Origin of the sequence: Clostridium estertheticum subsp. estertheticum, assembly GCF_001877035.1 — a bacterium.
Taxonomy (GTDB): domain Bacteria; phylum Bacillota; class Clostridia; order Clostridiales; family Clostridiaceae; genus Clostridium_AD; species Clostridium_AD estertheticum.
The window spans coordinates 3,233,736-3,247,306 of sequence record NZ_CP015756.1 but is presented as its reverse complement, the minus strand read 5'-3'; the positions used below and the strand labels follow the sequence as shown (position 1 = coordinate 3,247,306).

12 protein-coding genes and 1 riboswitch are annotated in these 13,571 nt (G+C 32.0%); of the genes, 5 read left to right on the top strand and 7 right to left on the bottom strand.

Going from position 1 to position 13,571, the window contains the following annotated elements:
- Position 1: 1 nt before the first annotated feature.
- From cooS to A7L45_RS15180, 5 genes are all read right to left on the bottom strand, one after another.
- Positions 2–2,128: an anaerobic carbon-monoxide dehydrogenase catalytic subunit gene (cooS, locus tag A7L45_RS15200; RefSeq protein WP_071613583.1), complete on the bottom strand. Its 2,127-nt coding sequence runs from the start codon at positions 2,126–2,128 to the stop codon at positions 2–4.
- 120 nt (positions 2,129–2,248) lie between these two features.
- On the bottom strand, positions 2,249–2,407 hold the full coding sequence (locus tag A7L45_RS15195; RefSeq protein ID WP_071613582.1) for a CDIF630_02480 family spore surface protein: 159 nt from the start codon (positions 2,405–2,407) through the stop codon (positions 2,249–2,251).
- Positions 2,408–2,503: 96 nt separating this feature from the next.
- Positions 2,504–3,679 carry an acetyl-CoA C-acetyltransferase gene (locus A7L45_RS15190; protein WP_071613581.1) on the bottom strand — a complete coding sequence of 392 codons (1,176 nt, stop codon included), beginning with the start codon at positions 3,677–3,679 and terminating at the stop codon, positions 2,504–2,506.
- Between the two features lie 46 nt (positions 3,680–3,725).
- Positions 3,726–3,932: a hypothetical protein gene (locus A7L45_RS15185; RefSeq protein ID WP_071613580.1), complete on the bottom strand. Its 207-nt coding sequence runs from the start codon at positions 3,930–3,932 to the stop codon at positions 3,726–3,728.
- 196 nt (positions 3,933–4,128) lie between these two features.
- Complete coding sequence (locus A7L45_RS15180; protein WP_071613579.1) at positions 4,129–4,338, bottom strand: alpha/beta-type small acid-soluble spore protein; 210 nt, start codon at positions 4,336–4,338, stop codon at positions 4,129–4,131.
- 162 nt (positions 4,339–4,500) lie between these two features.
- On the opposite strand from A7L45_RS15180, the gene A7L45_RS23305 reads away from it, so the two are divergent.
- Positions 4,501–4,641, top strand: a complete 141-nt coding sequence (locus tag A7L45_RS23305) for a hypothetical protein (RefSeq protein WP_162855528.1) — start codon at positions 4,501–4,503, stop codon at positions 4,639–4,641.
- 91 nt (positions 4,642–4,732) lie between these two features.
- Here the strand turns inward: A7L45_RS23305 and A7L45_RS15175 are convergent, their stop codons facing one another.
- Together A7L45_RS15175 and A7L45_RS15170 are read right to left on the bottom strand one after the other, a co-directional pair.
- Entirely contained in the window at positions 4,733–5,899 is a 1,167-nt protein-coding gene (locus A7L45_RS15175) for an amidohydrolase (protein WP_071613578.1), read from the bottom strand.
- 116 nt (positions 5,900–6,015) lie between these two features.
- Positions 6,016–6,366: a 2'-5' RNA ligase family protein gene (locus A7L45_RS15170; protein ID WP_084647475.1), complete on the bottom strand. Its 351-nt coding sequence runs from the start codon at positions 6,364–6,366 to the stop codon at positions 6,016–6,018.
- A gap of 264 nt (positions 6,367–6,630) precedes the next feature.
- Here A7L45_RS15170 and A7L45_RS15165 point away from each other — a divergent pair, with 264 nt between their 5' ends.
- The 4 genes from A7L45_RS15165 to purF all read left to right on the top strand — a co-directional run bounded on the left by A7L45_RS15165 (position 6,631) and on the right by purF (position 13,568).
- On the top strand, positions 6,631–10,455 hold the full coding sequence (locus A7L45_RS15165; protein WP_071613576.1) for a phosphoribosylformylglycinamidine synthase: 3,825 nt from the start codon (positions 6,631–6,633) through the stop codon (positions 10,453–10,455).
- Positions 10,456–10,590: 135 nt separating this feature from the next.
- Positions 10,591–10,690: riboswitch (purine riboswitch) on the top strand.
- Positions 10,691–10,814: 124 nt separating this feature from the next.
- The gene (gene purE, locus A7L45_RS15160; protein ID WP_071613575.1) at positions 10,815–11,294 is read left to right on the top strand and encodes a 5-(carboxyamino)imidazole ribonucleotide mutase; all 480 of its coding nucleotides are present in this window, start codon (positions 10,815–10,817) and stop codon (positions 11,292–11,294) included.
- Positions 11,295–11,341: 47 nt separating this feature from the next.
- Positions 11,342–12,046, top strand: a complete 705-nt coding sequence (purC, locus tag A7L45_RS15155) for a phosphoribosylaminoimidazolesuccinocarboxamide synthase (RefSeq protein WP_071613574.1) — start codon at positions 11,342–11,344, stop codon at positions 12,044–12,046.
- An 88-nt stretch (positions 12,047–12,134) separates the two neighbouring features.
- Positions 12,135–13,568, top strand: a complete 1,434-nt coding sequence (gene purF, locus A7L45_RS15150) for an amidophosphoribosyltransferase (RefSeq protein WP_224616906.1) — start codon at positions 12,135–12,137, stop codon at positions 13,566–13,568.
- Positions 13,569–13,571 lie beyond the last annotated feature (3 nt).

Genomic DNA, 13,571 nt, shown 5'->3' with positions numbered 1-13,571 from the left:
ATTAAATCCCTAATGCTTTCCTTTTTTTCTCAATATGATCTACGTAGATTTGAATGGTTTTTTGAGCATCCATTTCTACTACGACCTTACCAAGACCTAATGTTTCGGTAGTTTCAGTTAAGGTTTTAACTACCACGTCACTACCAGTAATAGAGGGAACAGGGGCTATGTGAACAAGCCATCCTAATGCTATAGCCGTACAAGCATCCGCCACTGCCTTCTGCTCTAGATATTCTGGTGCGCCTATAACAATAGGTAACATATTTGTATCGATATTAAGCTCATCTGCAATTTCTACTGCAGTTTGAGACATTTTTCCAATATCAACACAAGCACCATAGGTAAGTACTGGTGGAATACCGAGCTGTTTACACACTGTCTTTAGACCTTCTCCACATTCATCCGCTGCTTCAGGATTTGTAAGTCCTGTATACTCCATTACTGATGAAGTACATCCGCCTGAAAGTACAAGTATATTATTTTTTATTAAACCTTGTGTAATTTTAAATATATTGCTTCCACCCTGACCATATCTTGCTGTAGTGCAACCAACAATGGTTGCAATTCCTCTAATATTACCTTTCACTATTTGGTCAATTAATGGTTTAAAGCTTCCACCCAAGGCTTCCTTAACGGACTCAGTACTAAAACCCACCATACAGTCTGATACATGAGGAGGAATATATGTCTTTCTTTTTTCTTTTTTGCGCTGTTTAAAGGATTCAATAGAAATATCAAGTGCCTTTATAGCTTGTTCTTTCATTTTTTCCGGAATAAAATCTAAGCTTTCTGTGCCTTGAAGCTTTATTACATCATGGGTTCCAAGTAACTTTGTACCGAATTTCTTAGCATAGATAGGAAGTGTTGGCATTGTACAGTTATAATCAAATAAAAATAAGTCTACTACGCCAGTGGCTAGTAAGTATTCCTCAGAAAGCCATTCTCCCTCTTGTCCTCCATATGCTTTTTGGTTATGGGTGCCGTCATAATTTATTAATTGCTGACCTTCGCATACGTGACCAAGAATCTGCATGCCGTCTGCGCCTGCTGCCTTTGCCTTTTGTTGCCACTCATCTGTAGAAGCTAAATCTAAAGCAACATTAGCAAGTAATGGCATATGACCATTAGTTATAATATTTATCATATTATCTTTTAAAAGTCCCATATTTTGTTTTTTCATAGTGATTTTTTGTGTACCCATAAGAATTTCTTGTATTATACAAAGTAAGTATAAGCCTTGATATTCATTTGCTATACCTAACTTAACTGCATTCAGTAAAAACTCAACTGGATCTGAGGTGAAATTAGTCATACATCGAGTTTGCGCATAGGCAATTTCACTGTATCCGCCTCCAGGAAGTAAATTAAGTTTCCTCCACAATTCTTTTCGCTTTTGTGGAGCAAAAGCCTCAACAGTTTTTGATGGAGTTTCAGAAGGTGAATGAATATCATTAATTACCCAATCTGCAAATGCAACTGCAAGTTTCTCAATTGGCATATTTATATCAAGTCCTGCTATAGCCGAATATTTCTTTAACTTCTCTGCATCTCTTATTTTAAAACCACTCTCTGGATTTTCTCCAGCAGCTTTTAAGGCTCTGGCTGCTTGATGACAGTGAAATATATTTGCTGAGGTTCCTATAGTTACATGTCTATACATAAAATTTCTTGCAACCATAGTATGTGCATCTACACCACAAGTTCCTCTAGGAACCTTTTCACTTATTCTACACGGACCATTTGCACATAATTGACAGGATAGACCCTCTACACAAAATTTACATTGTATTGGCTGTTGTTGTGAAAACCTATCAAATACATTAGTCATAGAAGCATTGTGTACAACTTGATACATCTCTCTCATTGCTGGATCAATAATTACATTTAAGGGATATCCTTCTTTTGATTGATCTCCTTTAGCAACATGATCTCGTTGCCATTTATGCACTTCTTCCATTGATTCTGGTGACTTTTTTATCTTTGTATAATCAATATTAATCTTATCATTTAGATCTTTATGCATATTTGGATCATTTGAATCGTTAATTTTTGATCCTATGGTAGAATCTTGACCACTCATTCTTTTTGAACTATTTTCATAGGATTCTTTAATTTGCTTATCCGACATTTTTATACCTCCATGGATTTTTTTAGTACACTATATATATTATTTCCTAAATATTAGTTTTAAATCACATTGATAAAAACGCAAGATTTATATTTTCTTGCGTTCTTAAATTAAAATAAATTATTTTTTATTTTCATCATCAACCCAATCCTTCGCATTATTAACTTCCAATTCGCTTGGAATTGGAACTTTTGAAACTGGTTTTTGATCGCTTATATTTGCCCATGATGCAGTATCATGTTTCTCTATGGGTGGGATAATATAATTATTTTTTGACATTAATAGCCCTCCTAATGTTTATTTAAATTAATATAAGTTATTATGTGCAAATCCAATTTAATTATAATAAAAGAGTGGTGTTCTTATTTTAAGCAATTATCTTTCTATAATAAGAGCTGTTCCCATTCCTCCACCTATACATAAAGTGGCAAGACCTCTTTTAGAATCTCTTTTCTGCATTTCATGTATAAGAGTAACAAGAATTCTAGCTCCTGAAGCTCCAATTGGGTGCCCTAATGCTATGGCCCCGCCATTTACATTGACTTTACTCATATCAAAATTAAGATCTTTTGCAACAGCAAGACTTTGTGCTGCAAAAGCTTCATTTGCCTCAATCAAATCTATGTCATCAATAGTAAGAGATGCCATTTTTAGTGCCTTCTTGATAGCATGGAATGGACCATATCCCATAATTGATGGGTCAAGCCCTTTTGTACCATTAGAAACTATTTTAACAAGTGGTTTTATTCCAAGTTCTTCAGCCTTTTCAGCACTCATTAGAACAAAGGCTGCGGCACAGTCATTTATACCTGAGGAATTAGCGGCTGTCACTGTTCCATCTTTTTTAAAGGCTGGTTTTAACTTTGATAAACCTTCTAAAGTTGTTCCGAATCTCGGGAACTCATCTGTATCAAATACTACATCACCTTTTTTTGTCTTTATTGTAACTGAAACAATTTCATCTTTAAATTTCCCTGCTTTAATTGCTGTTTCTGCTTTATTTTGCGAATTTACTGCAAATTGATCTTGTTCTTCTCTAGTTATGTTCCACTGTTCCGCTATGTTTTCTGCAGTAACGCCCATGTGATATTGACTGAAAAAGTCCCATAGTCCATCATTAATCATTTCATCAATTAATTGAACATTCCCCATTCTTGCCCCCCATCTTTGTGTATTAGATATGTAGGGAGCTCTTGACATATTTTCCATACCACCTGCTACAACTATATCTACATCGCCAGATCGTATCATTTGTGAAGCTAATGATACTGCTCTTAATCCTGATCCACAAACCTTATTAATTGTCATAGCAGGAATCTCTACAGGTAATCCAGCTATTATAGCGGCTTGTCTTGCAGTATTTTGTCCTAATCCTGCTTGTAATACATTTCCCATAATAACTTCATCAATAAGTTCAGTTTTTATTCCAGCCCTACTTACTGCTTCTTTAATAACTAACGCACCTAAATTAACTGCTGGAACGTCCTTCAAACTACCTCCGAAAGACCCAATGGCAGTTCTAACTGCACTTACAATAACTACCTTATTCATTAACATACGCCTCCTAAACATATAATTATATAGAATCTCAAAGCTCTTACCTGTATCCCATTTTGCTTAATTCTTCTCTCGTTTTATTTATAATTTTACAATCTTCAATTTGTTGAGTAAGTTGAGTATCAGATTGTCTTTGAGAATTTAGCTGTACTTGCTCTGTAGAATTAGTTAATAATTCTCTACTAATTTCCTTATTTAATTTTTTATCTGTGAAACCATCTTTAACATTTGTTTTATTATTATTCATTGTAGATTCCTCCCTTATATTGTTTAAAATTAAATTACCCTAAAGTTTATAATTATATTCCTGTCCAAGAGATGAACATAATTGAAGGAGGCTGTATAAGGAATAATTATTGGTCTAATTATTCCTAGCATTAAATAGTAAAAACGCAAGAATTTATTATTTCTTGCGTTTTTATTATTTAGTATTAATTTTTTATTTAAAGATCATAATTTCCTAATTTTTTTTCGTAATCTTCAACCATGCGTTTAACCATTTCACCACCTATAGAACCATTTTGTCTTGAAGTTAAATTACCTTTATCTAATTGATCATAATTATCAATTCCTAAATCACTAGCAATTTCAAGTTTAAATCTATTTAATCCTTGCTTTGCTTCAGGTACAAGAGTTCTATTTCTATTTGCCATTTTTCATTCCTCCTTATTAACTTCTAATGTTATTATGTGCATATTCATTTTAACTATGAGAGGGAAGTGAAGGTTAAGAATGAAAAAATAAGTATGGATAATAAATAGGTATAGGGTAAAAATATATTTAATAATGTTATAAAAATTGAAAGGAGAAACAATATGAGTAATAAATTAAGTGTAAACAAAAATAAAATGGCTTCATTAGGGATTAAAAAAAATGAACAAAATGATTATGTGTATATTAATCCTGAAGAAAAAAATAAATCTAAATATAATTCAATTAAGAAAGAGCATAAATAAAAATTCATTGTACTTTAAATAAATGTATAACTAAATTATTGATAACATATTACAAAATAGTCTGCATTAACCTATAGGCTATTTTGTAATATTAAAAGGAGATATCAGAATTATAAGCTATTTTACCATCTATAATTGTTAATTTTACCTTTGCCATAATATCTAATGCAGTTTTATCAAGTACAACTATATCTGCATCATATCCTTCTTTTAATTTACCAATTCGGTCCTCACACCCCATTATCTCTGCTGGATTTATAGTAATACACTTAATGCTTTCTAATGGGCTTAACCCTTCTGAAGTTGCTTGTATAGCAACGGATCTTAGTTGGTCGATAGAATTGTATGGATGGTCAGTAATAAATGCCACTTTTATTCCACCTTGAACTAATTTAACTGCTGAACTATAATTTCTATTTATTAATTCCATTTTAATTCTAGGTGTAAACATTGGTCCATAGGCAACTGGGATACTCTTTTCTTTTAAGTAATCAATAATTAAATGTGCTTCTGTTCCATGTTCAATTACAAGCTTCTCTATATGAAATTCTTCTGCTATTCTTATAGCAGAAATAATATCATCAGCTCTATGCGCATGGGCACGAAGATACATATCACCTTTTAATAGAGGTATAACAGCCTCCAATTGTATATTCCTTTCTTTTAGTTTTCCATTTTCTTTGATTTGCATATAGTCTTGTGTACGTAGAAATAAATCTCTTATAAGTGCTGTCGTTGCCATTCTGGTGACTGGACATTTACCTTGGACACCATATGTACATATGGGTTCTTCTCCAAGGGATATTTTAAGTCCCAGAGGATTTTTCACAATCATTTTATCAATAATATTCCCGGCTGTTTTTATAGCAACATTTTGTCCTCCTACTGCATTATGGCTTCCAGGACCGCTCATTACACATGTAATTCCATGTCGAACAGCGTCATTAAAAGCCATATCCTGTGGGTTTATACCATCTATTGCTCTAATCTCTGGAGTTACGGGATTCGAGTCTTCATTATTATCCTTACCAATCTTGCCTGTACCTTCCTCTATAATTCCCATGTGAGTATGACAATCTATAAATCCGGGGTAGACATAATATTCTTTCAAATCAATAATATCTAAGTCAGCAGAACCACAGATAATATTCTTAGATATATTTTTAATTTTACCATTTTCTATTAATATATCCAGCTTAGAAATACTTCCATTTTCCATATTCATGTGTAATCCATTTTTTAGTAATATAGACCTCATATAATCAATCTCCTAATTTTTTATTTAATAAACATTGCAAGGTATATTCCAGTTAAGGAATCAATTATTATATATTGTTCCTTAATCCGAAACTTTTAATCATGTACATATAAATACTAAAAGTAATTAAGCTTTAAGCCTATATCTCTTAAGTAAATATAGGCTGATTTTATATTACTTACCCATACTAAGTTTGCATTTCTTTTTTTAAAAGATCCGAGTGAATCTAATGTAATATTAAAAGATTCATGTTTTGAAATGCATGAGTTCATATCCTTTATTAATTCTTTAATATAGCAATTATCTAATTCAACAATAATTTGCAATGTCAAATGCAAATTCACTATATTAGTAAATCGACCTTTAGTACAGTATTCACCTAGTTTGTGTTGTATATTATTAAGGTAAGAATTAGTATTATCATCGAAATTAATAGCTAGAAATACTCTTATTTTTATCACCTTCATTTAAAGAATATGTGTATAGTAGTTCTAGTATTTATAGTTTTAGGCGCATATCTAAATGTTGAATTAATATGCGAATTCGCAGATACTTTTAATGGATTAATGGTTATATCAACCTTAAATATTAAATTTTATTAATATAAAAAAATTTATTGCCAAATGACCTTTTATAATTGATCAAAGTATATTATAATCTTAATATAACGAATTATAAAAGATAAATAATGTTTAATATTCGTATAAATTTAATTTTTGGAGGTATTAATCATGAAAAATAAGATATATAGGTTATATGTTGAGAAAAAAACGAACTATGATATTGAAGGTGGAAAAATTTTACGCGATATAAAAATAAATTTAGGTATAACAAGTCTTGAGGGGCTTAGATTAGTTAATAGATATGATGTAACAGGGATAACACAGAATCAATATCCATTGTCAAAAAATACTGTATTTTCAGAACCTACAGTAGATGACGTTTATGATGAAGAACTAGATATGAAGGATTATAATATAGTATTTGCTATTGAATTTTTGCCAGGACAATATGATCAGAGAGCAGATTCAGCAGCTCAATGTATTCAAATTTTAACAAGGGAAGATGAACATATAGTTAAAACAGCAAGATTGATATTATTAAAAGGAAATGTTAGCATCAGTGAATTAGATAAGATTAAAGAATATTGTATAAATGCTGTAGACTCTAGAGAAGCGAGTTTAGATAAACCAAAAGATTTAGAGCAAAGTTTTAATGAACCAGAGCAGGTTAAAATAATAGAATCTTTTACTAATATGACCGATGGTAAGCTTGCAGAGTTCTTAAAAAGTAATGGGCTTGCTATGAGTTTTGAGGATTTGAAATATTGTAGTGATTATTTTAGAGAAACTGAGAAGAGAAATCCAACTATAACGGAGATAAAAGTTATTGATACATATTGGTCAGATCATTGTAGGCATACAACTTTTAATACTGTAATTGATGATGTGTGCATAGACGAAGGAAAATACTCTAAACCAATTAAGATGGCTTACAAGTCGTACTTAGATACTAGAGACTTTGTATATGGAGAAACAACTAGAGACGTAACATTAATGGATATGGCTGTTATTGGTATGAAGGATTTAAGAAAGCAAGGAAAATTAAAAGATCTTGATGTTTCAGATGAGATCAATGCTTGTAGTATAGTAGTTGAAGCTAATATTGATAACAAAAAAGAAAAATGGCTTGTAATGTTTAAAAATGAGACCCATAATCACCCTACTGAAATAGAACCTTTTGGTGGCGCAGCAACTTGTCTTGGTGGATCAATAAGAGATCCATTATCAGGTAGAAGTTATGTGTATCAAGCAATGCGTGTTACGGGAAGTGGTGATCCAAGAACAGAAATTTCAGATACTATAAAAGGAAAATTGCCTCAAAGAAAAATTACACTTGAAGCTGCTCATGGATTTAGCTCATATGGAAATCAGATAGGACTTGCTACAGGACTTGTTTCTGAAGTTTATGATGAAGGATTTGTAGCTAAAAGAATGGAAGTAGGAGCAGTTATTGGAGCAGCACCTTATAGTAACGTAGTGAGAGAGCAGCCGGTTGCGTCTGACGTAGTTATACTTCTTGGAGGTAAAACAGGACGTGACGGATGTGGTGGAGCTACAGGGTCATCTAAGCAACATAGTGAAAGCTCACTACTGGATTCGGGAGCAGAAGTTCAAAAGGGTAATGCCCCTACAGAAAGAAAAATTCAAAGATTATTTAGAAATCCTAAGGTAACTAGACTTATAAAAAGATGTAATGATTTTGGTGCAGGTGGAGTATCAGTAGCTATTGGTGAACTTGCAGATGCACTTATAATTAATTTGGACAAAGTTACTAAGAAATATGAGGGGTTAGATGGTACAGAGCTTGCTATATCGGAATCACAAGAACGTATGGCTGTTGTGGTTAGGAAAGAGGATGCAAGCATATTTATAAAATTATCAGAAGAAGAGAATTTAGAGGCTGTAGAAGTGGCTCTAATAACTAACGATAATAGGCTTAAAATGGTATGGAAGGGTAAAACTATAGTTGATGTAAGTAGAAGTTTCCTTGATACTAATGGAGTTAAGCAGCATGCAAATATAAAAATAGCAACACCTAAAGAGGATGAATATTACTTTAAAGAAAATAAATTAGAAAATTCAAGTGAAACTAAATCAATAAAAGCTTTATGGAAATCTACATTATCAGACTTAAATGTTTGTAGCAAAAAGGGATTATCAGATAGATTTGATAGTACTATTGGTGCAGGGACAGTACTTATGCCATTCGGTGGGAAATATCAAAAAACACCAACTCAATCTATGGTTGCAAAATTACCTGTTCTTCACGGTGATACTAACACAGGTACAATAATGGCCTATGGATACAATCCTAAATTATCGACTTGGAGTCCTTTTCATGGAGCTGCATATGCAGTAATTGATTCTGTAACAAAGGTAGTTGCCAGCGGTGGTGATTATGAAAACATTAAACTAACCTTCCAGGAATACTTTCAAAAATTATCAAAAGAACCTTATAAATGGGGTAAACCATTTTCAGCTCTTTTAGGAGCGCTACATGTTCAAAAAGAATTTAGTATAGCTGCAATCGGTGGAAAAGATAGTATGTCAGGTACTTTTAATGAGATGAATGTACCACCAACTTTGATATCTTTTGCTGTAGATGTTGTAAATACAGATAAGGTTATATCGCCAGAATTTAAAAAAGGCGATAGTAAGGTCGTTTTAATTTATGCAACTATAGGTGAAGATGGATTACCTGATTTTGAAAAACTTCGTACAAATTATAAATTAGTAAAAAAATTAATTAGTAGTGGTAAAGTAATGTCTAGTTACGCAGTTGGAATGGGTGGACTTACAGAGGTCATATCAAAAATGAGTTTTGGTAATAATATAGGATTTGCGTTTGCAGATGATATTAAAGTAGAGGATATATTTAAAGAAAATTATGGCAGCATAGTTATGGAAATAGAAAATGATGTTCTTGATGTTCTAACAAAGGAAAGTTCAAATATTCAAATACTTGGACATACAACGAAAGAGCCAGTTATTAAAGTCTTAGGGGAAACTATTAGTTTAGAAGAAGCTTTGAGTAATTGGGAAGAACCTTTAGAAAGTGTATTTAACACAAAAGTTAATAATGCAAAAGTAAGTAGCATGAAAGAAGTTGCTATTTCAAAAGATAATATAATTAATAAAAACCAAATAGATGTTAAAAATATAAAAACTAAATCTACTCCTATTATTAAAATAGCGAAACCTAGAGTTATAATTCCAGTGTTCCCAGGAACTAATTGTGAATATGATTCTATGAGGGCTTTTGAGAAAGCTGGCGCGCAAGTAGAAATTGTGGTTATAAACAATCTATCAGCAAAACATATTGAGGAATCTATAAAAGCAATAGCACAAAAGATAAAAAATTCTCAAATTGTTATGCTTCCAGGTGGATTTAGTGCTGGTGATGAGCCAGATGGTTCGGGTAAATTTATAGCTACATTCTTTAGAAATCCTATAATAAGTGAAAGCATTAGTGAATTATTAGAAAAAAGGGATGGATTGATGCTGGGAATATGCAACGGATTCCAGGCGTTAATAAAGCTTGGACTTCTCCCTTATGGAAAAATAACTGATATAACAAAGGATAGTCCAACATTAACATACAATGAAATTGGAAGACATGTATCTTGTGTTGTGCAAACTAAAATAATTTCAACTTTGTCTCCTTGGCTTAGTAATGTAAAAGTTGGAGATGTACATTCTATTCCAGTATCACATGGCGAAGGTAGATTTGTAGCAAATGATGATGTGATTAAAAAATTATTTGCAAATGGTCAAATAGCTACTCAATATGTAGACTTTGATGGGGCTGCAAGTAACGATATAAATTTTAATCCTAATGGATCAAGATATGCAATTGAAGGAATTACAAGTTTAGATGGAAGAATATTGGGTAAAATGGGACATTCTGAAAGAGTTGGTGTTAATACTTTAGTGAATGTTATCGGAAATAAAGACCAAAAAATATTTGATGCTGGAGTAAACTACTTTAAATAAAATACGAACGATAAATTAAAATAATACATTTATTTGTGCATATATCGGCATAAATCCGAACAATAATATAAAAAACATAATTAATGAATTGACTTAATGGGAAATAGATGTTAATATTAAAACATAAATTAGGGAAAAACGAATAATCAGTTCATCGATATATTTCTAGGGAAATGGCTTAGAAGTTTCTACGAGAGGCCGTTAACTTCTCACTATTGGTGAATCTTGAATTGAAGTTATAAGGGTGTGTATTATGCCCTTAATTCAAGATTACACCATAAAAACATTATTTTGTGGTGTAGTCTTTTTTTATTGCAATTATAAAGATAAATACTTTATGTAAATAAGGAGGCAAATATATGAGAGTAGGAATTATATTTGGAAGCAAATCAGATAAAGATATAATGAAGAATGCTGGAGTGGCGCTTAAGGAATTTGGAGTGGAGTATGAAGTACACATCCTCTCAGCACACAGAGTACCAGAAAAATTAACACAGGTAATAAAGGAAATGGAAAACAGAGGGGTAGAATGCATTATCGCAGGAGCAGGTCTTGCAGCACATCTTCCGGGCGTAATTGCTTCTCAGACTATATTACCAGTAATAGGGGTGCCAATTAAAGCAGCTCTTGGAGGTATAGATTCATTACTTTCAATTGTGCAAATGCCAAAAGCTATTCCTGTAGCTACGGTGGGTCTCAATAACAGTTATAATGCTGGTATGCTTTCAGTACAAATTTTATCTCTTAAGTATTCGCTTCTTAAAGATAAACTAATTATATATAGAGAAGAAATGAAAGAAAAATTTATAGCAGAGAATGAAGAGCAAATCGAATTTTAAGGATTAAATATATAGTTTAAAAAATAAAATATTAAGGAGTGTTATAAATGGGAGATTCAGTTTTATTATATGAGGGAAAAGCTAAAAAAATGTTTAGTACAGATAATAAAGATGAGATAAGAGTATATTTTAAGGATGATGCAACGGCTGGAAACGGCGCTAAAAAGGGTCAAATTGAGAAAAAAGGAATATTAAATAATAGTATAACTACTATGTTATATGAGTTATTAGAGAAAAATGATATAAAAACTCATTTTATTAAGAAAATAAATGATAGAGAACAATTATGCAAAAAAGTTGAAATAGTACCTCTAGAAGTAATTATAAGAAATGTTGCCGCTGGTAGCATGGCAAAAAGATATGGAATAGTAGAGGGAAGTAAGCTTAAAATACCTGTAATTGAATTAAGTTATAAAAATGATGATTTAGGTGATCCTCTTATAAACGATTATCACGCAGTAGCTATGGAACTTACTACTTTTGAGGAATTAGGAGAAATATATACAATGGCTTTTAAAATAAATGATATTTTAAGAGAACTTTTCCTTAAAAAAGGTATTAATTTAATAGATTTTAAATTAGAATTTGGAAGATTTAATGATGAAGTAATTTTGGCAGATGAGATATCACCAGATACTTGTAGATTTTGGGATGTTGAAACTGGAGAAAAACTAGATAAAGATAGATTTAGAAGAGATTTAGGAAATGTTACAGAAGCGTATGAAGAAATATTAAGTAGAATTACTAAATAAAAATTAAATTTTAATGAAGATATAGAAAGTAGCCTACAAAGAACAATAGCGATGAACAATAGCAATGAACATATAGGGAGGAATTTCTTTGAGTGAATTTATAGAATCAAATGAGGTCATTATTAATGATCAAGATAAGTTTAAGGATGAATGTGGTGTTTTTGGAATTCTTGCGGCGGATAAAGACTTAGATGTTGCATCGTTAACTTATTATGGGCTTTATGCTCTTCAGCATAGGGGAGAAGAAAGTGCTGGAATAGTATATTCTGATGGAGTTTCCCTTACTTGTGAAAAGGCTATGGGACTTGTAAGCGATGTTTTTGATAAGAAAAAGATTAGTGAAATGAAAGGTATAGCTGCTATTGGACATGTTAGATATTCAACTACAGGATCTAGTGAAGTGAAAAATGCACAACCACTTTTAAGTAAATCGAAACTAGGTGACATAGCAATAGCTCATAATGGTAATTTAGTAAATGCAGAGGTAATCCGCGAGTTACTTGAGGATTGCGGCTATATGTTTCAAACATCAATAGATTCAGAAGTAATACTTAACTTAATTGCTAGAGGTGCAAAAAAAGGCATGGAAAAGGCAGTAGTTGATGCAATACAAGCTGTTAAAGGTTCTTATGGAATAGTAATGCTTACAAAAGATAAGTTAATAGGTGTTCGCGATCAAAATGGTATTAGACCTCTTTGCATTGGTAAAATAGAAAACAGTTATGTTATAGCTTCAGAAAGTTGTGCACTTGATGCAGTTGGTGCAGAGTTCTTAAGAGATGTAAAACCTGGTGAAATAGTAATTATAGATGAAGCCGGCCTTACATCTATTAATTTTGCAGAAAAAACTAAAAATGCAACTTGTTCCTTTGAGTATATATATTTCGCAAGACCAGATAGCACAATTGATGGAATAAATGTGTACACTTCAAGAGTGGCAGCTGGAGAACAGTTATTTAAAGAGTCTCCAGTTGATGCAGATATGGTTATAGGAGTTCCAGATTCAGGACTGGCATCAGCAATAGGTTATTCTAAAATGTCTGGAATACCTTTTGGAATAGGTCTTGTAAAAAACAGATATGTGGGTAGAACTTTTATAAGCCCAACTCAAGAAATTCGCGAAAGAGCGGTTTCTGTAAAATTAAATGCATTAAAAATAAATGTAGAAGGTAAAAGAGTTATTTTAATAGATGATTCAATAGTTCGTGGAACTACAAGTAAAAGATTGGTTGACATTTTAAGGAAAGCTGGGGCAACAGAAGTCCATTTTAGGGTTTGTTCACCAGTAGTAAAATATCCATGTTATTTTGGAATAGATACGCCATATAGGAAAGACCTAATAGGTTCGAGTATTAGCGTTGAAGAAATAAGAGAAGAGATAGGTGCGGATAGCCTTGGATATTTAAGTATAGATGGACTTCTTAAAACACTTGGTCATAACGAGTTTTGCTTAGGGTGTTTTAATGGTACATATCCAGTATCAGCTCCATACGAAACTGAGAAAGAAAAATTAGGAAAGTAGGGG